The sequence below is a fragment of the Cryobacterium soli genome, assembly GCF_003611035.1.
Lineage (GTDB): Bacteria > Actinomycetota > Actinomycetes > Actinomycetales > Microbacteriaceae > Cryobacterium > Cryobacterium soli.
Genome location: NZ_CP030033.1, coordinates 484057 through 503432, shown reverse-complemented (window position 1 = coordinate 503432; position 19376 = coordinate 484057). Strand labels below are relative to the sequence as shown.

Annotated in this window: 16 protein-coding genes; 13 read left to right on the top strand and 3 right to left on the bottom strand. The window is 68.4% G+C overall.

What is annotated here, in order from left to right; genetic code table 11:
- Positions 1–47: 47 nt before the first annotated feature.
- Positions 48–1391, top strand: a complete 1344-nt coding sequence (locus DOE79_RS02365; RefSeq protein ID WP_120337116.1) for a class II 3-deoxy-7-phosphoheptulonate synthase — start codon at positions 48–50, stop codon at positions 1389–1391.
- Positions 1392–1456: 65 nt separating this feature from the next.
- Here DOE79_RS02365 and pknB read toward each other — a convergent pair whose 3' ends face one another.
- Both pknB and DOE79_RS02355 read right to left on the bottom strand, forming a co-directional pair.
- On the bottom strand, positions 1457–3400 hold the full coding sequence (gene pknB / locus DOE79_RS02360; RefSeq protein ID WP_120337115.1) for a Stk1 family PASTA domain-containing Ser/Thr kinase: 1944 nt from the start codon (positions 3398–3400) through the stop codon (positions 1457–1459).
- A gap of 133 nt (positions 3401–3533) precedes the next feature.
- A complete protein-coding gene (locus DOE79_RS02355; RefSeq protein ID WP_120337114.1) occupies positions 3534–4880 on the bottom strand; it encodes a muramidase family protein in 1347 nt (448 codons plus the stop codon).
- Between the two features lie 150 nt (positions 4881–5030).
- Here DOE79_RS02355 and DOE79_RS02350 point away from each other — a divergent pair, with 150 nt between their 5' ends.
- Positions 5031–5399 (top strand): Rv2175c family DNA-binding protein, encoded by a 369-nt coding sequence (locus DOE79_RS02350; RefSeq protein ID WP_120337113.1) that lies wholly within the window; start codon positions 5031–5033, stop codon positions 5397–5399.
- A 22-nt stretch (positions 5400–5421) separates the two neighbouring features.
- Here the strand turns inward: DOE79_RS02350 and DOE79_RS02345 are convergent, their stop codons facing one another.
- Positions 5422–6531 carry a polyprenyl synthetase family protein gene (locus DOE79_RS02345; RefSeq protein ID WP_120337112.1) on the bottom strand — a complete coding sequence of 370 codons (1110 nt, stop codon included), beginning with the start codon at positions 6529–6531 and terminating at the stop codon, positions 5422–5424.
- Between the two features lie 73 nt (positions 6532–6604).
- On the opposite strand from DOE79_RS02345, the gene DOE79_RS02340 reads away from it, so the two are divergent.
- From DOE79_RS02340 to DOE79_RS02290, 11 genes are all read left to right on the top strand, one after another.
- The gene (locus DOE79_RS02340) at positions 6605–6985 is read left to right on the top strand and encodes a DUF3040 domain-containing protein (RefSeq protein WP_120337111.1); all 381 of its coding nucleotides are present in this window, start codon (positions 6605–6607) and stop codon (positions 6983–6985) included.
- Between the two features lie 380 nt (positions 6986–7365).
- Positions 7366–7797, top strand: coding sequence for a division/cell wall cluster transcriptional repressor MraZ (gene mraZ, locus DOE79_RS02335; protein WP_120337110.1), 432 nt, complete (start codon positions 7366–7368; stop codon positions 7795–7797).
- A 163-nt stretch (positions 7798–7960) separates the two neighbouring features.
- The gene (gene rsmH, locus DOE79_RS02330; RefSeq protein ID WP_120340104.1) at positions 7961–8953 is read left to right on the top strand and encodes a 16S rRNA (cytosine(1402)-N(4))-methyltransferase RsmH; all 993 of its coding nucleotides are present in this window, start codon (positions 7961–7963) and stop codon (positions 8951–8953) included.
- Entirely contained in the window at positions 8950–9543 is a 594-nt protein-coding gene (gene ftsL, locus DOE79_RS02325) for a cell division protein FtsL (RefSeq protein ID WP_120337109.1), read from the top strand. Before rsmH ends, ftsL begins: the two co-directional genes overlap by 4 nt.
- A 48-nt stretch (positions 9544–9591) precedes the next feature.
- Entirely contained in the window at positions 9592–11355 is a 1764-nt protein-coding gene (locus DOE79_RS02320) for a peptidoglycan D,D-transpeptidase FtsI family protein (RefSeq protein WP_120337108.1), read from the top strand.
- 13 nt (positions 11356–11368) lie between these two features.
- On the top strand, positions 11369–12937 hold the full coding sequence (locus DOE79_RS02315; protein WP_120340103.1) for a Mur ligase family protein: 1569 nt from the start codon (positions 11369–11371) through the stop codon (positions 12935–12937).
- Positions 12938–14365 carry a UDP-N-acetylmuramoyl-tripeptide--D-alanyl-D-alanine ligase gene (locus DOE79_RS02310; protein ID WP_120337107.1) on the top strand — a complete coding sequence of 476 codons (1428 nt, stop codon included), beginning with the start codon at positions 12938–12940 and terminating at the stop codon, positions 14363–14365. It begins immediately after the preceding gene.
- Positions 14359–15459 (top strand): phospho-N-acetylmuramoyl-pentapeptide-transferase, encoded by a 1101-nt coding sequence (gene mraY / locus DOE79_RS02305; RefSeq protein WP_120337106.1) that lies wholly within the window; start codon positions 14359–14361, stop codon positions 15457–15459. The genes DOE79_RS02310 and mraY overlap by 7 nt, the downstream gene beginning before the upstream one ends.
- Complete coding sequence (gene murD, locus DOE79_RS02300; RefSeq protein ID WP_120337105.1) at positions 15438–16994, top strand: UDP-N-acetylmuramoyl-L-alanine--D-glutamate ligase; 1557 nt, start codon at positions 15438–15440, stop codon at positions 16992–16994. Before mraY ends, murD begins: the two co-directional genes overlap by 22 nt.
- Positions 16963–18270 carry a putative lipid II flippase FtsW gene (ftsW, locus tag DOE79_RS02295; protein ID WP_120337104.1) on the top strand — a complete coding sequence of 436 codons (1308 nt, stop codon included), beginning with the start codon at positions 16963–16965 and terminating at the stop codon, positions 18268–18270. The genes murD and ftsW overlap by 32 nt, the downstream gene beginning before the upstream one ends.
- On the top strand, positions 18267–19352 hold the full coding sequence (locus DOE79_RS02290; RefSeq protein WP_120337103.1) for a UDP-N-acetylglucosamine--N-acetylmuramyl-(pentapeptide) pyrophosphoryl-undecaprenol N-acetylglucosamine transferase: 1086 nt from the start codon (positions 18267–18269) through the stop codon (positions 19350–19352). The genes ftsW and DOE79_RS02290 overlap by 4 nt, the downstream gene beginning before the upstream one ends.
- The last annotated feature ends 24 nt before the right edge of the window (positions 19353–19376 follow it).

Below are 19376 nucleotides of genomic sequence, written 5' to 3'. Positions count from 1 at the left end.
AGAAAAACAGGCTCAGTCCCGTGGTAGACCCCACCGAACCGGTTGTAATGGCAGACAAATCTGTAATCAACGGGCTGGACTATTGGCGCACCCTTCCCATCAAGCAGCAGCCGGCCTGGCCGGATGCCGACGCCGTGGCCGCGGCATCGGCCGAGCTGGCCACCCAGCCGCCGCTGGTCTTCGCCGGCGAGGTCGACATCCTGCGCGACCGCCTGGCCCAGGCCGCCCGCGGGGAGGCCTTCCTGCTTCAGGGCGGCGACTGCGCCGAGACCTTCAGCGGCGCCACGGCCGAGCAGATCCGCAACCGGGTCAAGACCGTGCTGCAGATGGCCGTGGTCCTCACCTACGGCGCATCCATGCCCGTCGTGAAGATGGGTCGTATGGCCGGCCAGTTCGCCAAGCCGCGCTCGAGCGACTTCGAGACCCGCGGCGACGTCACCCTGCCGGCCTACCGCGGCGACATCGTCAACGGTTACGATTTCACCCCGGAGTCCCGTGAGGCCGACCCCGACCGGCTGGTCAAGGCGTACCACACGAGCGCGTCCACCCTCAATCTGATCCGCGCCTTCACGCAGGGCGGCTTCGCCGACCTCCGCCAGGTGCACAGCTGGAACCAGGGCTTCGCGAAGAACCCGGCCAACCAGCGCTACGAGGGCCTGGCCAAGGACATCGACCGCGCCATCAAGTTCATGATCGCCTGTGGCGCCGACTTCGAGGCCATGCGCCGCACGGAGTTCTACACCAGCCACGAGGGCCTGCTGATGGATTACGAGCGCCCCATGACGCGCATCGACTCCCGCACAGGCACTCCCTACAACACCTCGGCGCATTTCGTCTGGATCGGGGAGCGCACCCGCGAGATCGACGGCGCCCACGTGGACTTCCTGTCCCGGGTGCGCAACCCGATCGGTGTCAAGCTCGGCCCGAGCACGTCGATCGACGACATGCTGCGTTTGATCGACAAGCTCGACCCGAACCGCGAGCCCGGCCGACTCACCTTCATCACGCGGATGGGCGCGGGCAAGATCCGCGATGCCCTTCCGCCCCTGCTGGAGGCGATCAAGGCCAGCGACGCGACGCCGCTCTGGGTCACGGACCCGATGCACGGCAACGGCGTCACCACGCCCACCGGTTACAAGACGCGTCGTTTCGATGACGTGGTCGACGAGGTCAAGGGCTTCTTCGAGGCGCACCGCGCGGTGGGGACGCACCCGGGCGGCATCCACGTCGAGCTCACCGGCGACGACGTCACCGAGTGCCTCGGCGGCTCGGAGCACATCGATGAGGCCGCCCTGGCGACCCGCTACGAGTCGCTCTGCGACCCGCGCCTGAACCACATGCAGTCGCTGGAGCTCGCGTTCCTGGTGGCCGAGGAACTGGCCGCCCGCTAGCAGCCCGCGGGCACACCCGCAGTACGGCCGAACGCGGCCCCGGTCATCCGGGGCCGCGTTGTGGGTTAACCGAACGGGTTGGTGGGCGTCAGCGTGATCGAGCTGCCCTTGGCCGCGAGGGTCCCTGCCGCCGGATCCGTCGATTTGATACTGATGATGGCCGCGATGGCGTCCGCGGCCAGGTTGTAGTTCAACTTGAAGCCGAGGTCTGCGAGCACTTGCTTGCCCTCGCTCCAGGACATGCCGATCACGTTCGGTATCTCTACAGGCTCCGGGCCTCTGGAAACCGTGAGGATGAGGGTGGAGCCGGCCCTGATGGGGCCTTCTGCGGCGGCGGAGACCGAGATGACGTCGCCCTCGGCGATGGTGTCGCTGTAGGTCTCCTCACCCGTTGTGGCGACGAGGTTCTTCTTTTCGAGGATGCTGATGGCATCGTCCACCGACTCGCCGGTGACGTCGGGGATACCGCCGAGCGACACCACCAGGTTGACCGGGAGCCCCTCGAAGTAGTCACCGCCCTGGGAGACATCGCCTCCGTCGCTCTCCCGGCTGGCCGAGATCACCAGGCCCTCCTCGACGTCGCCGTTGAACACCTCGTCGATGGTTCCGGGAACGGCCTTGGCCTCGGCTATCGCCAGGGACGCGGCATCAGAGGTGAGTCCGGCCAGGGCAGGCAGCACGATCGGGGCGGGTCCCTGCGACACGTTGACGGTCACCGTGCTGCCCTTGGCCACTCGGGCGCCGTCGCCGGGATCGGTATCGACGACGAGCCCGGCGGGAATCTCGGTGCTGTATGCCGTGCCGCCTGCGGCGACCAGACCGAGCGCCTCCAGCTGTGCTGTGGCATCCTCCGGCGAGGCGGAGGTCAGGTTGGGCACGGCGATCTCCGAGCCGGGGCCGAAGCCGAAATACCACCCGGCTCCGCCCGCGAGAGCGGCCAGCAGCACGATCATTGTGAAGAGCAGGTAGCCGCGGCGGCGGCGCTTCCGCGCCCCGCCGGCCAGCTGGTCGGTGCTGTCGACCTCGCCCGTCTCTGGCTCGGGGGCGGCGAGGGTCGCAGCCGCCAGGGGAGCGCGGCCGAGGATCTGCGTCTCGGCGTCGGCCGACGCCGCGGCGACGCCTCGGGGTAAGACCATGGTGGCCTGCAGCGCGGTCTGGTCGTGCGGTCGCACCAGCTTCTCCACGTCGAGGAGCTGGTCCAGCATGACCCTCGCGTCGCGCGGGCGCTCCTCGGGGTCGCGGGCGGTGGCCCAGAGGACGAGCTCATCGAGTTCCTGCGGCACCCCGGGCGCGACGAGGCTGGGCATCGGCACGGTGTCGTTGGCGTGCTGGTAGGCCACCTGCATGGGCGCCTCACCCACGTAGGGCTGCTCGCCGGTGAGCATCTCGTAGGTCATGATGCCGAGCGCGTAGATGTCGCTGCGGGCATCCGCGATGCCCCGGGTGACCAGCTCGGGGGAGAGGTACGCCACCGTGCCGAGCAGGGCCTGGCCGGTGGCGGTGTTGTTGTTGACGGCACGGGCCAGCCCGAAGTCGCCGATCTTGATGCGGCCGTCGTCGGCTAGCAGCACGTTCTCCGGCTTCACATCGCGGTGCACGATGCCGGCCTTGTGGGCGGCGGCGAGGCCGGACAGCACGGCCTCGAGGATGTCCATGGTCTGCTCGGGGGTGAGCCGGCCGTAGTCCTTGAGCAGGTCGCGCAGGGTGATGCCGGGCAGATGCTCCATCACCAGGTAGGCGATGTCGGCGTCCTGGCCCTGGTCGAACACGTTCACCACGTTCGGGTGCGCCAGGCGGGCCGCCGAGCGGGCTTCCTGGATGAAGCGGCTGCGGAAGGCGTTGTCGTCGGCCAGGTGGCCGTGCATGATCTTGATCGCCACGCGGCGCTCGAGGCGCAGGTCGGTGGCGAGGTACACGGTGGCCATACCGCCGCGGGCGATCCGGGAGCGCACCTGATAGCGGCCGTCGATGAGACGGCCGATCATGGGGTCAATGGGGCTTTCGGTCACCCGTCGAGTCTACGGAATTCTGGCGGGTTCCTCGGGACGGACCACCAGCGCGGCGGGACACGATTCGGTCACTGTCGCCGGCGTCGCCCGTGAACGTCGCCCGCCACGTGGCGCGGGTCGGGTGACGGGCCGGTCAGCCGAGTTCGGCGAGCCAGCTCCTGGCGGAGGCTTCCCACTTGGCGTAGTAGTCGGGGAAGGCGGAGATCTGCACGGCCTGGGCGGCCTGCGTCACCGTCATGCTCTCCCAATTCGGGATGTCCAGCAGCCCGCGGGTGACACCGACGTTGGGGTTGACCGGGCCGCCGAAGAAGGCGCGGCTGGCGCGCTCGGCATCCATCACCTGCTCGGCGGTTCCCCAGCCGGAGCTCGGCCGCTGCTGGAAGAGCCCGAGCGAGTCGCGGTCGCCGTAATCGATGTTGCGCAGCCCCGATTCCTGGGCGGCAGCGGCCAGGGCCACGACGAGGGCGGCGTCGTTCGCTCCGGCCTCGCGGCCGACGGCGATGATAAGACGGGCGTTGGCGGCCATCTCCGACGTGAGGGGCGTCACGGCATCGCGCACGGCAGTGGGGGCAGGTGCTGCTGGTGCGTTCGGGGTCACGACGACGGCGGGTGCGGCGTCCAACACGGGCGCTGAGCCCGGGATCTTCAGGACCTGACCCGGGTGGATGACACTCGACCAGCCCAGGCCGTTGGCCTCGAGAACCGCCTGCACCGAGACGCCGGCGGCGCCGGCCACCTTGTCGACAGTGTCGCCGGACACCACGGTGTGGCTGCCCGACGTGGCCGACGCGAGCGAGATCTGGGGTCCGCCGGCCACGGCCGACGGCGCGGCTGCAGGGAGCACGATGACCTGGCCGGGGAAGATGATGCTGTCCCGGCCGAGACCGTTGGCTCGGAAGACGGCATCCGCGCTCACGCCGTTGGCCGCCGCGATCCCACTGAGGGTGTCGCCGGAGCGGATCGTGTACCGGGTGAGCTCGCTGGCGACAGCCGCGGGGGCTGCCGCGGCCGTGACCGGGGAGGTCGAGAGGGTGAGGACCTGGCCGGGGAAGATGACCGCGCTCCAGCCCAGGCCGTTGAGGGCGAGGACGGACGCCGTCGAGAGGCCGAACTTGCCGGCGATGGCGCTGATGGTGTCGCCGTCGACGACGGTGTACTGGTTCGGCGCCGGAGTCGACACCGCCGGCCGCACGGTCTGGACCGGCTTGACGACCGCCTGCGGCAGCGTCGTGCGGGTCTTCAACGGCTTCTTCAGGGCCGTCGCCGCCTGGGCGGGTGAGGCCAGGTTGAACACGATGGCCACGGTGCTGACGAGAACCAGGGGGATGCTCGCCACCGCTCCCCAGGATCGCCGCACACCGGTCTTCGCAGGGCGGCGCCTGGCCGCAGGGCGCACGACCCCCGACTCGACAGGGGAGTCAGCACCGGGGGAGTCGGCGGTGACCGTCCCCGATTCGATCTTGCTGGCTCTGACCGGCATTGCACGTCCTATCGATAGATGATGTGCCCTCAACGCTCACACAGAAGCGAGTCCGAGTCAATTAACCACGCGGCAGCGGCACGGATCACCCGCGTGACCGGGCCTGACAGGGGGTTTGTAGCCCGTGCTGAATCGTGGGAGGCTTGGGGGGTGACCGATTCGTCTTCCGCTCCGCAGCAGTCCGTTCCTTCTTCCACCCCCGAGTGGTACTCCATCCCCGACCTCGTCGAGGTTCTCGGGATCAGCCACAGCCGGGTGCGCCAGCTCATCGAAGACAAGCACCTCCTTGCGATCCGTCGTGACGGCGGGGTCAGCGTGCCCGCCTCCTTCATACGTGACGGGGCACCGGTGGGCGAGCTCCGTGGCACTCTGATTGTGCTCTCCGATGACGGTTTCACCGACGAGCAGGCCATGGAATGGCTGCTCGAGGTGGACGACAGCCTCGGAGTTCCCCCGATCGACGCGCTCCTGGCCGGACGCAAGGCCGAGGTGCGCCGAGTGGCGCAGGCCCTGGCCTGATCCAGCCCGGCCGCTCGAACGCCTAGAAGACCCGTCGGGTCACCGTTCCGGCGAAGTCGGTGAGCGCGACCTGCACGCTCTGCTCCACGAGCGAACCGTCCAGCGCGGCGAGAGCCTGGGCCACGTTCTGCTGGATCAGGGTCTCGACCCTGTCGACGGCGCCGCTGTCCACGATGACCTGCTGCAGGGCCGAGATCTGCTCCGGCGTGAGGTCGGGGCGGCCGAGCAGCCTGTCGACAGTGCCCAGGTCCGCCGCGTCCAGGCGTTCCCTGGTCAGGGCGATCAGGACGGTTCGCTTGCCCTCGCGCAGGTCGTCACCACTGGGCTTGCCCGTGACGCTGGCATCACCGAACACCCCGAGCAGGTCGTCGCGCAGCTGGTAGGCGATCCCGAGCGGCAGCCCGAACGCCCGCAAGATGTCGAGCTGCTCGTCATCGGCACCGGCGAGGGCCGCGCCGATCACGAGCGGTGCCTGCACGCTGTACTTGGCCGACTTGAAGATGATGACCCGCACGGCGCGGTCGAGCAGCTCCGCCTCGGGTTGGGTGAGCCAGGCGCGCTCCTCCAGGATGTCGAGATACTGACCTGCGGTGACCTCGGTGCGCATGAGGTTGAACTCGGTGCGGGCGCGTCGAGCGCTGACCCGGTCGGCGGCGCCGTCGAGGCCCTCGTCGAGTAATTCGTCGCTCCAGCCGAGCAGGAGGTCGCCGAGCAGGATCGCCGAGGCGCGACCGAAGTCGGCGGGGCTTCCGGCCCATCCGTTGGCACCGTGCAGGCTCTCGAAACGCCGGTGCGCCGAGGGGGCTCCTCGGCGGGTGTCCGAGTTGTCGATGATGTCGTCGTGGACGAGCGCCGCGGCGTGGAAGACCTCGAGTGCGCTGGCCGCGGACACCAGGCCGGCCAGGCCGGCAGACACCCCGTCGGGGGCGGTCTGCGTGGTCGCCGGAACGCTCTGCCAGCCGAGGTGTGCGAACTGAGCCCGGAAGCGCTTCCCGCCGCTGAGAAACTGCCGTGAGAAGTCCACCAGCACAGCAAGGTCCGGGCTGATGGTCGTCACAATTGATTCACGCGTATTGATGAATTCGTCGATGCGAGAATGAACCAGATCGACCAGTCGAGTGCTTTGAGCCACGTGCCTAGCCTAGCCATCTCGGCGGGACTAGAATTAGGGTCTAATCCGCTCGATCCCCAATTGGAGGAATGAGATGCCGCTTTCAGAACAAGAGCAGCGACTCCTCGAAGAGATGGAGCGCAGTCTCTATCACAACGATGCCGAATTCGTGGCGAGCGTCGGGGGCACGCGCCTCCGCCCCAACTACCGATCCATAGTCCTCGGGGTACTCGCAGGTGTCGTGGGGATCGCGACTCTTGTCGCCGGCGTTGCGGTGCAGCAGCTCTGGCTGGGCATCATCGGATTCATCATCATGTTCGGCGGTGTGCTTCTGGCCATCACCCCGGGTCGCACGGCCCGGGCGACACGGCCGTCGTCGGCCCAGACTCGCAGCCCCGCCCAGGCGCGCACCCAGCAGGGCTTCATGGACAAGCTCAACGACCGCTGGGACCGTCGCCAGGACGGACAGCAGTAGCCCACGGCTGGGCTCCGCGAGCCCATCCCGCTGACCCGTGTGTGAACCACCGGGTCGACTCCGAGTAACGCCCGCCCCTGGCACACCCAGGATGGCGGGCGTTCGTGAGTTAAGCCGCATCCCGCTCGCCCCACCTGCCTCCCTTTTGCCCCACTGACCACGACCCGCACGGGCCGACCACCAGGTCGGCCCTTTTTCATGCCCAAAAACGGGCACATCTGCTCCAAAACGTGGGATTTTCCTCCACCCAGTGATTGCCTGTGAATTCAGGGAATAAAACCAGGATTAAACGGCAAAACACCCTGATTTACGGACACGGTGGTTGATAGTGGAGTAAAGTGGAGCAACACCTGACCTTGGCCGGAAGAGAGGGGTGACGAATGTTCCTCGGGACCTATGCCCCCAAGCTCGACGAAAAAGGACGCGTCATCCTGCCGGCCAAATTCCGCGACGAGCTCTCGACCGGCATCGTGATGACTCGCGGTCAGGAGCGCTGCCTCTACGTCTTCACCTCGCGTGACTTCGACGAGGTGCACGAGAAGATCCGCCAGGCGCCCATCACGAGCAAGGAGGGGCGCGACTTCTTCCGCGTCTTCCTCTCGGGAGCCAGCGCCGAGACCCCCGACAAGCAGAACCGCGTCACCATCCCGGCCAACCTCAGGGCCTACGCGGGACTCGACCGCGACCTCACGGTCATCGGCGTGGGCAACCGCGTGGAGATCTGGGACACCGAGGTCTGGGACAGCTATCTCGCCGAGCAGGAGACCTCGTTCGCCAACATCACGGAGGAGGTGATTCCGGGACTCTTCTAGCTCCTGGTGCCCGACTCCCAGCCGTCGCCCTCCTGACACACTTCCCCGGTGCCAGGCGGAACGGATGGGGATCCGGCCCCAGGATCCAGCCCGGGTAGCTATGACCAAAGACAGCAACGGCACCAACATCAACGACAACACGAACAACAAGCCGAACGACGAGATGACCACCGACACCACCGCAGCAGCCCCGGCCGACCGGCCCCAGCTGAGCGAGATCCACACCCCGGTGCTGCTGGAGCGCAGCATCGAGCTGCTGGGCCCCGTTCTGGACAAGCCCGGCGCGATCCTCGTGGACGCCACCCTCGGTATGGGCGGCCACGCCGAAGCCATGCTCAGCCGTTTCCCCGGCCTCACCCTGGTGGGTTTGGACCGCGACCTCGACGCGCTGGCCATCGCCGAAGAGCGCCTCAAACCGTTCCACGACCGCATCCACCTCGTCCACACGGTCTATGACGGCATCCTCGACGCCCTTGCGGGTCTCGGCATCAGCGAGGTCCAGGGCATCCTGTTCGACCTGGGCGTCTCCAGCATGCAGCTCGACCAGGTCGAGCGCGGCTTCTCCTATTCCAAGGACGCCCCGCTGGACATGCGGATGGACAGCACGTCACCGCTCACCGCCGAGCGCATCCTCGCCGACTACAGCGAGGCCGAACTGCGTCGCATCTTCCAGGAGTACGGCGAGGAGAAACTCGCCGGACGCTACGCCAAGGCGATCGTCGAGGCTCGCGAGACCGTGCCGTTCGTTCGCTCGGCCCAGCTGGTCGAGGTCATCACCAAGGTCACCCCCGTGGCCGTGCAGCGGATGGGACACCCCGCCAAACGGGTCTTCCAGGCGCTGCGCATCGAGGTCAACCAGGAATTGGCCGTTCTCGAGCGCGCCATCCCCGCCGCGATGGAGGCCGTCGCCGTCGGCGGCCGCATCGTGACCATGGCCTACCAGTCGCTCGAAGACCGCATCGTCAAGCGGATGTTCGCCGCCGCCTCCACGTCCAGCGCCCCCGCCGGACTCCCCGTCGAACTGCCGGAACACAAGCCGCTGTTCACCCTGCTCATCCGAGGCGCCGAACAGGCGTCCGAGGACGAGAAAGCCATCAACCCCCGTGCAACGTCGGTTCGCCTACGTGCCGCCGAACGACTGAGGAGAGCCGAATGAGCGACAACCTGGCCCGGGCATTTGAATCGGCACCCCTTCGCCCGGATCACGACCCGCGCACCGGGGCGGAGGAACGCCGCCATATCGAGATCGTCAGCCCGAGCGCGCACAAGCGGCCGCGCGTGGTCTACGCACTGTCAGCCGTGGCCTGCGTCGGGGCGGTCATCGTCGCCCAGCTCCTGTTGAGCGTCGGAATCTCGCAGGGCGCTTACGAGATCTCGGCACTGCGCGCCAGCCAGGTCGAACTCGGCCGCACGGCCAGCAGTGTGAGCGAAGACCTCATCCGGGTGTCCTCTCCGCAGAGCCTGGCCGCCAACGCCGAGGCGCTGGGCATGGTCAGCAATTCCAGCCCCGCGTACCTGCGTCTTTCGGACGGCGCCGTCCTCGGCGCACCGAGCTCGGCCAGCGGAAGCCAGGCAGGCGCGGCGAGCCTGGTGCCCAACGCCCTGCTGGCCGGGGTGCCGCTGGTGACTCAGCTGCCCGCGGGCGGCCAAGGGACCAGCGTCGCGTCCGCGGCCGCCGCGACAGCAGGATCTGCTCCGCTGGCAGTTGCCGTGACCGACGGCCTGCCGTCGCCGACCACTCGCTAAACGCCGGTACAGTCCGGTACAGGAGGACCACACGTGGCGAAAAGAAGCATGTCCAGCAAGCGCAGAGTGGCGGCGACCATTGTCGTCCTTGTCGCGATCATCGGACTCTTCGTGGTACGCCTCGTGGATATCCAGGTGGTGCGCGCCGACTCTCTCAGCGCCGACTCCCTCGGTAACCGCTCTGTGGAGAAGACGGTCTACGGCTCTCGCGGCGAGATCCTCGACGCCAACGGGGTGGTGCTGGCCGGAACTGTCATGCGTTACGACGTCGTCGTGTCGCCCAAGAACACCAGCACGTTCACCCGGACCGTCAACGGCAAGGATGTCTCGGTGCCGGTCGCCCAGGCCGCGGCCGAGATCGGGGCCATCACAGGCCAGACCGCCGAGGCCGTGCAGGGCATCGTCACGGACTCACTGACCGAGAACCCCAAGTCCGATTTCGCATACATCACCAAACAGGTCGACGTGGATGCCTTTCGTGCCCTCGACGCCCTCGACATCCCGTGGCTGTATCTGTACCAGAACCCCAGCCGGGTCTACCCCAACGGCGCCGTCGCCGGCAACCTCGTCGGCTTCGTCTCCGGCGAGGGGGAGGCCCAGGCGGGCCTCGAGCTGGGGCAGGACTCCTGCCTGGCCAGCAACAACGGCATCGAGACCTACGAGCGCGGCGCCGACGGCGTGCGCCTGCCCGAAAGCACGGTCACCACGAAGGCCGCCGTGGACGGCAGCGACGTCGTCACCACCATCGACTCCGACCTGCAGTGGTTCGTGCAGCAGGTGCTCGCCAAGCAGGCCCAGGCCACCGGCGCCGCCTGGGGCAACGTCGTCGTGCAGGAGGTCAAGACCGGCAAGCTCGTCGCCGTCGCCGACTATCCCGCCGTCGACCCCAACAATGTGAGCGCCACGACCAACCCGGACGACCGCGGCTCCCGCGCCTTCAGCGCCTCCTACGAGCCCGGCTCCACCTTCAAGGCCCTCACCGCGGCATCCGTCATCGACGCCGGCCTCGCCGACCCGAACTCCCAGATCGTCGCCCCGTTCCGCTACCTGCCGGCCAACGGCGCCAACATCAACGACAGCTCCGGTCACGGTGACCTGCGGCTGACCCTCACGGGCGTGCTGATCGAGTCGTCCAACACGGGCATGTCCAAGTTCGGCGAGCTCCTCAACGACCAGCAGCGCTACGACTACATGACCAAGTTCGGCGTCGGCAGCGTCACCGAGAGCGGCTTCCCCGCTGAGGACTCCGGCATCCTGCACGCCGCGGAGAACTGGGACAACCAGACCTCCTACGCGACCATGTTCGGCCAGGGCCTGACCACCACGGCCCTGCAGGTGTCGAGCATCTACCAGACCATCGCCAACAACGGGGTGCGCATGCCCGTGCAGCTGGTGTCCGGTTGCAAGGCCGCAGACGGCACCATGACCGAGGTTCCCTCCGCCGAGGGCACCCAGGTCGTGTCGCCCACGGCGGCCCGCGAGACAGCCGACATGCTCGAAATGGTCTACCAGCAGGGATGGCTCGCCGAGAAGTGGAAGATCCCCGGCTACCGGGTGGCCGCCAAGACCGGAACCGCCCAGATGCCCGACGGCAAGGGCGGCTACACCAAGGGCTATCTCGTGTCGGTGTCGGGCTTCGCCCCGGCCGACGATCCGCAGTACGTCGTTTCGGTGAGTCTGGCCGATCCTGTTAACATGAACTCTTCAGCAGCATCCGCTCCGGTCTTCCAGGAAGTCATGAGTCAGGTGCTGAAGAAGTACCGGGCAGTTCCCTCGGGCGCCGCCGCGCCTGATCTCTCCGGTACCTGGTAAGAAAGTGAGCCTCGTGACCGATTTGGCACCCTCGGCTCTCCGTCCTCAGCATCCGGTCCCGCGGTCGTTGTCGGGACTAGTCGATGAATTCAACCTTGACCTCCGCGGCGACGCGGGTACCCGGGAGCTGACCGGCGTGAGCCTGAGTTCCCGCACCGTACAGCCCGGCGACCTCTACGTGGGCATGCCCGGGCGCCTCATCCACGGGGCCTCCTTCGCCGCCACCGCCCGCGAGGCCGGCGCGGTGGCTGTCCTCACCGACGAAGCCGGTGCGCTGCTGGCCGCCGACTGCGGGCTCCCCGTCCTCGTCACGACCGACGTGCGCTTGGCCCTCGGGGCGGTCTCGGCCTGGATTCACCGCACCGCCGACAACCCGGCGACGCTGTTCGCCGTCACCGGCACCAACGGCAAGACCAGCGTCGTCTACCTTCTCTTCGCCATCCTCAACCAGCTGGGCGTCGTGGCCGGACTCACCTCCACCGCCGAACGCCGGATCGGCGATGTCGCCGTCACGAGCTCGCTGACCACCCCGGAGGCCAGCGAACTGCACGCACTCCTGGCGCGGATGCGCGAGGCCGAGGTTCGCGCCGTGGGCGTCGAGGTCTCGGCGCAAGCGGTCAGCCGGCACCGGGTCGACGGCCTGGTCTTCGACCTCACCGGGTTCACCAACCTCTCACACGACCACCTGGACGACTACTCCGACATGGAAGAGTACTTCCAGGCCAAACTCGAGCTCTTCCAGCCCGACCGGTCCCGCCGCGGGGTCGTCACGGTCGACTCGGAGTGGGGCCGGCGGATCGCCGCAGAGAGCCGCATCCCGGTCACCACACTGGCCAACCACCCCCACATCGGCACCATGGACACCTCGGATCTCGAGGCCGACTGGCACATGCACGTCGTCGCGACGGGCGCACGTTCCACCGAGTTCACGCTCGAGGGACCGGACGGCCGGCGCCTGCGCACCCAGGTGCCGCTGCTCGGCTGGTATATGGCCGCCAACGCGGCCCTGGCCATCGTGATGCTCGTGGAGTCCGGTTTCGACCTCGCGGCCATCGAGCACGCCCTGGAGCGCGACGGTGGCATCACCGCGTACATTCCCGGGCGGGCCGAACTGATCTCCGGGGACCGCGGGCCACTCGTCTACATCGACTACGGGCACAGCCCCGACGCCTTCCTCAACACCCTGGCCGCGATCCGGGCCTCGACCACCGGCCGCATCATCATGGTGTTCGGCGCCGACGGCGACCGGGACAAGACCAAGCGCGCCGACATGGGCGCCATCGCCGCCCGCGGCGCCGACGCCGTCGTCATCACCAACTTCCACCCGCGTTTCGAAGACGCGGCGAGCATCCGGGCCACCCTCCTCGAGGCGGCCCGCGCCGCGGTCCCTGACGGTGAACTCTACGAGGTCCCCGACCCCGCGACGGCGTTCCGTCGTGCCCTGTCGCTGGCCGGAGAGGGCGATGTCGTGCTCTACGCCGGCCCCGGCCACGAGAACTATCAGGAGGTGGCAGGTGTGAAACTGCCCTATTCCGCCCGGGACGACGCCCGCCTGGCCCTGCAGGAAGCCGGGTGGTTGTAGATGATCGCCCTGAGCCTGACCGAGATCACGGCGGCCATGACCGGCGAGCTTCACCTCGCGGCGCCCGGCGCCTCCGACGTGCTGACCGCCGACTCCCTGGTGAGCGGCGCGGTGCACACCGACTCCCGTGAGGTGGCCTCCGGCGACATCTTCGTCGCCAAGCCGGGGGAGGAGACCGACGGTCACCTCTTCGCGCCGGCCGCCGTCGCCAACGGCGCCGTCCTCATCATCGTCGAGCGGCTGCTCGACCTTCCCGTCGCCCAGGTGCTCGTGCCGGACGCCGTGACCGCCCTCGGCGACCTGGCCACCGCCGTCATCGCTCGCGTGCGCGCCACCGGACCCCTCCGGGTCATCGGCATCACCGGATCCAACGGCAAGACCACCACCAAGAACCTGCTCAGGGCCGTCCTCGAGCAGGTCGGCCCCACTGTGGCGGCACGCGCCTCCTTCAACAACGAGGTCGGCGCCCCGTTGACGATGCTCGAGGTCACCGAGCAGACCGAATTCCTCGTCGCCGAGATGGGCGCGAGCGCCGAAGGCGAGATCCGGCGCCTGGTGCGGATGGCCCGGCCCGATATTGGCGTCGTGCTCAAGGTCGGCCTCGCCCACGCGGGCGGGTTCGGCGGTATCGACGCCACCGTGCGCACCAAGTCGGAGATGGTCACCGACCTGCTCCCTGGCGATGTGGCCGTGCTCAACGTGGACGACGACAGGGTGGCCGGGATGGCCGCTCTGACGACCGCGCGCGTCGTCTGGTTCGGCGAGGGCGCTGGCGCCGCGGTGCGCGCCTCCGACATCCACGGCACCCGCACCGGCACACGTTTCACGCTGCACCTCCCCGATGGTGCGAGCCGGCCGGTCTCCTTCCGGGTCCTCGGCGAACACCACGTGATGAACGCCCTGGCCGCGGCCGCGGTCGCCGACGTCCTCGGCGTGCCCATCGACGACATCGTCACGGCGCTCGAATCCGTCACCGTCGCCGAACGGTGGCGCATGGAGGTCATGGGCGGACGGGATGACATCACCGTGATCAACGACGCCTACAACGCCAGCCCCGACTCCATGACGGCAGCCCTCAAGACACTCGCCCAGATCCGCAAGCCCGACGGGCGCAGCATCGCCGTCCTCGGCGAGATGAGCGAACTGGGCGAACTGGCCGGCGACGAGCACGACCGGATCGGCCTGCTCGCCGTGCGCCTCAACATCTCCCAACTCGTCGTGGTCGGACCCGCCGCCCGGCGCATGCACATCAGCACCATCAACGAAGGCTCCTGGGACGGCGAGTCGGCCTATGTCGACAACGCCGACGAGGCCTTCGCCCTGCTGAGCGACACCGTGAAGCCCGGCGACACCGTGCTCGTCAAATCATCGAATTCAGCCGGACTCCGTTTCCTCGGCGACCGACTGGGAAAGTTGTACTCGTGGTAGCCCTCCTGCTGGCTGGAGCGATGTCCCTCGTCTTCACGCTGCTCCTGACCCCGCTGTTCATCCGGCTCTTCCACAAGCTCGGCTGGGGCCAGTTCATCCGCGATGACGGACCCAAGAGCCACCACGCCAAACGCGGTACCGCCACCATGGGCGGCATCATCATCATCGTCGGCGTCCTGGTCAGCTACTTCCTCGCCATGTGGATCGAAAACCGGCCGCTGACGGCATCCCCGCTGCTCGTGCTGTTCATGATGGTCGGCCTCGGACTGGTCGGCTTCCTCGACGACTACCTGAAGACCCGCAACCAGCGCAGCCTGGGCCTGGGCGGCTGGCAGAAGATCGCCGGACAGGTCGTCGTCGCCGGCGCCTTCGGCTGGATGGCGCTGCAGTTCCCCGACAAGAACGGCGAGACGCCGGCCTCCACCCACATCTCGTTCATCCGGGACCTGCCGCTGGACTTCATGAAGCTCGGCACCTTCATCGGGATCGCCGCGTTCATCGTCTGGATCTGCCTGATCGTGGCGGCGACCTCCAACGGCGTCAATGTCACCGACGGCCTCGACGGGCTCGCCACGGGCTCGCTGGTCTTCGCGATCGGGTCCTACATCATCATCGGCTTCTGGCAGTCGAACCAGTCCTGCAACCCCGGCGGGTCGGACATCGCCGACATGTACAAGTGCTACCCCGGACCCGACTCCTTCGACCTCGCCATCGTGGCCGCGGCGATCGTCGGCGGACTGATCGGCTTCCTGTGGTGGAACACCAGCCCGGCCAAGATCTTCCTCGGCGACACCGGCTCGCTCGGGCTGGGCGGCGCCCTGGCCGCGCTGGCCATCCTCAGCCGCACCGAACTGCTCCTGGTCCTCATCGGCGGCCTCTTCGTCATCGAAGCCGGCTCGGTGATCGTCCAGCGCGCGTACTTCAAGGTCACCCGGGGCAAACGGATCTTCCTGATGAGCCCGATCCATCACCACTTCGAGCTCAAGGGCTGGGCCGAGGTCACGGTGGTGGTGCGCTTCTGGATCATCGGCGGGTTGCTCGTCGCCGCGGGCGTCGGCACCTTCTACCTCGAATGGCTGGCGCGATTGTGGTAGCCCTTTCCGCGGATACCCCGTCCGACGAGCGCCTGGAGCGTCTGACGAGCTGGCACTCCGAGTGGACCGGCCTGCGCGTGGCCGTCCTGGGCCTGGGCATGACCGGTTTCGCCGCGGCCGACACCCTCGGCGAGCTCGGCGCGGACGTGCTCGTCGTGGCCGGCACCGCCCCGGACGACCGGGCCCGCCTGCTCGAGGTCCTCGGCATCCCGTTGCTGACCGCCGACCTGGACTCCGTGCCGGCAGCCCTCGCGGCACACGCCCCAGAGCTCATCATCGTGTCGCCGGGGTTCCACCCCGACCACCCCGTGCTGCTCTGGGCCCGCTCGGAGTCGATCCCGGTCTGGGGCGACATCGAACTGGCCTGGCGGCTGCGCGACAAGGTCGGCGCGCCCGCGCCGTGGATCCTCGTCACGGGCACCAACGGCAAGACCACCACGGTGCAGCTTGCTGCGACCATGCTCGCGGCAGCCGGCCATAGGGTGGCTCCCTGCGGCAACATCGGCGTGCCCGTGCTGGACGCCGTGCGAGACCCGCAGGGCTGGGACGTGCTCGTCGTCGAGCTGTCCAGCTACCAGCTGCACCACCTGCCCCTCACCGGCCCAGGCGCGCTGGTGCCCTGGTCCAGCGTCTGTCTCAACGTCGCCGACGACCACCTGGACTGGCACGGCTCGGCCGACGCCTACCGGGACGCGAAGGCCAAGGTCTACGCCAACACCACGGTGGCGTGCGTGTACAACAAGGCCGACCGTGCCACCATGCGCATGGTCGAAGACGCCGAGGTGGGGGACGGTGCCCGGGCCATCGGTTTCGGGCTGGGCGTGCCCGGCCCCAGCGACCTGGGAATCGTCGACGGCATCGTCTGCGACCGGGCGTTCCTCGAGGACCGGTTCGACAGCGCCATCGAGCTCACCACCGTGACCGACCTCGCCGCGGCCGGCCTGGCCGCACCGCACGTGGTCGCCAACATCCTCGCCGCCGCAGCGCTCGCGCGATCCTTCGATGTCGCCCCCGCGGCCATCCGCGCCGCCCTGGAGACCTTCAGGCTCGACGCGCACCGCATCGAGGTGGTCGCCGTGCAGAACGGCATCAGCTGGATCGACGACTCCAAGGCGACCAACCCGCACGCCGCCGATGCCTCCCTCGCCGCCTTCGACTCCGTCGTCTGGCTGGTCGGCGGGCTGCTCAAGGGTGTCGACATCGGTGATCTGGTGGCCCGGCACGTCGGCCGGTTGCGCGGCGCCGTGATCATCGGGGTCGAACGGGACGAAGTCCTCGCGGCATTCCGGCGACACGCCCCCGCCCTGCGGGTATTCGAGATCGACTCAGATGACACTGGTGAGGTCATGCCGTCAGCGGTCGGGCTGGCCGGCTCGCTGGCCGAGGCCGGAGACGTCGTCCTGCTGGCTCCGGCAGCGGCGTCCATGGACCAGTTCGCGAGCTACGCGGAACGCGGGGCGAAATTCGCCCAGGCCGTTCACGATTATTTGGGAGGTGGGTCGCATGAAGACTCGTCCTCGTACCCGGGTGCCTGAGGCTGGCGGTAACACCCCCGCGCCGCTCGGACAGGTACGCAGCTCTCTGACCCGCGTCAATCTGGGCCGGGTCTTCCGGGCCGAATCCACCAACTACCTGCTTTTGCTGGGTACCACGCTGTTCCTGGTGCTCTTCGGCCTGGTCATGGTGCTCTCCTCCTCGTCGGTCGACTCCTACCTCGAGGATGCCGGTTTCTACGGCGGCCTCTTCCGGCAGGGCATCTTCGCCGTCCTCGGCATCCCGCTCATGCTCGTGATCAGCCGGCTGCCCGTGCGCTTCTGGCAACGGGTCGCCTGGCCGGCCCTGCTGGTCTCCTGCTTCTTCCAGTGCCTCGTGGTCTTCACCCCGCTGGGCATCACCGTGGCCGGCAACACCAACTGGCTCGCGATCGGGAGCGTGCAGTTCCAGCCCTCTGAGGCCATCAAGGTGGCCCTGGTGATCTGGTTGGGCGTGCTCCTGGCGCAGAAGAAGGACAAGCTCGACGACTGGCGGCACGTGTACATCCCCGTCTTCGGCGTCGGTGGCGGGTCGATCATGCTCGTCATGATCGGTGGTGACCTCGGAACCGTGATCATCATGGCGGGCATCCTCTTCGGCGCGCTGTTCTTCGCCGGGGTGCGGCTGCGGATGCTCGCCGCCCCGTTGGGGGTCGGAATCCTCGTCGGCGGTCTGCTGGCCGTCACGAGCGAGAACCGGATGACCCGCATCCTCAGCTTCGCCGTCGACACCTGCCACGAACTCAACGGCACCATCTCTGCGGCCTGCTGGCAACCGCTGCACGGCACCTGGGCGCTGGCCAACGGGGGAGTGTTCGGGGTCGGGCTGGGCAACTCCAAGGCCAAGTGGTCCTGGCTGCCCGCCGCGGACAACGACTACATCTTCGCCATCATCGGAGAGGAACTCGGCCTCATCGGCGCCATCGTGGTGCTCTTGATGTTCATCCTGCTCGCGTTCGCCTTCATCCGCATCATGCACAGCACCACCAACCTGCAGATCAGGGTGACCACAGCGGCCGTCATGGTCTGGATCATCGGCCAGGCGATGGTGAACATCGGCGTCGTGCTCGGGGTGCTCCCCGTGCTCGGGGTGCCGCTGCCGTTGATCTCAGCGGGTGGCACTGCGCTGCTCACGACGCTCGCCGCCATCGGCGTCGTGCTCTCCTTCGCACGCAGCGACCACAACCTGCAACAGGATGCCCTGGCCCGCCCGGGCGCGGCCCCTGTGGCGTCCGCCGGCCCAGCGCGCACGGCACCGAAACGAGGAACGGTTCGATGACCACCTATCTGCTCGCCGGCGGCGGAACCGCCGGTCACGTGAATCCGTTGCTCGCCGTCGCGGATGCGCTCCGCGCGCGCGACCCCGACGCCACTGTGCTGGTGCTCGGAACGAGCGAGGGACTGGAGTCCCGCCTGGTCCCCGAGCGCGGCTACGAACTTCTCATCGTGCCCCGCCTCCCGTTCCCGCGCCGGCCCAACCGCGCCGCCGTGCGTTTCCTGCCCCGGTTCAACCGGGCCATCAACGAGGTGGCCGCCACCCTGCGCCGCCGCCAGGTGGACGTCGTGGTGGGCTTCGGCGGCTATGTGGCCACACCGGCCTACCTTGCCGCCCGGCGCGCCGGAATCCCCATCGCCATCCACGAGGCCAACGCCAAGCCCGGCCTGGCCAACCGGCTCGGCTCGGCCTTCACCCACTCCGTGGGCGTCGCCTTCGCCGGGACCCGGCTCCGGCACGCCCGGGTCGTCGGCATGCCGCTCCGGCGCGAGATCGAGGTCCTCGACCGTGCCGCGTCCCGCCCGGAGGGCCTGGCCTTCTTCGGCCTGGCCGCCGACCTGCCCACACTGCTCGTGACGGGCGGGTCGCTCGGCGCACGCCGCATCAACCGCACCGTCGTCGACGCTGCCCCTGCGCTCATTGCAGCAGGCTGGCAGGTGCTGCACATCACCGGAACCCAGGCGGAGGTCACCGATCCCGGCCTGGACGGCTACCGGATGATCGCCTACTGCGACCGCATGGACCTCGCCTTGTCGGTCGCCGACTTCGCGGTGTCCCGGGCCGGAGCCGCCACCGTGAGCGAACTGAGCGCCCTCGGGATTCCCGCCGCGTACGTGCCGTACCCGGTCGGCAACGGCGAACAGCGCTTCAACGCGGCCGACGTCGTGGCAGCTGGAGGAGGCATCCTCATCGACGACGCCCGATTCCTGCCCTCCTGGATCGAATCGACCCTGCTGCCCCTGCTGCACAAGCCGGGGACCATCCAGGAGATGAGTGTCGCCGCACGCTCCGTCGGCGTGCTCGACGGCACCCGGCGCACGGTGGAACTCATCGATCAGGCGGCCCGACGGCCGAAGCCCCGCTGACCGGCACCTACCGCCCATCCCCGC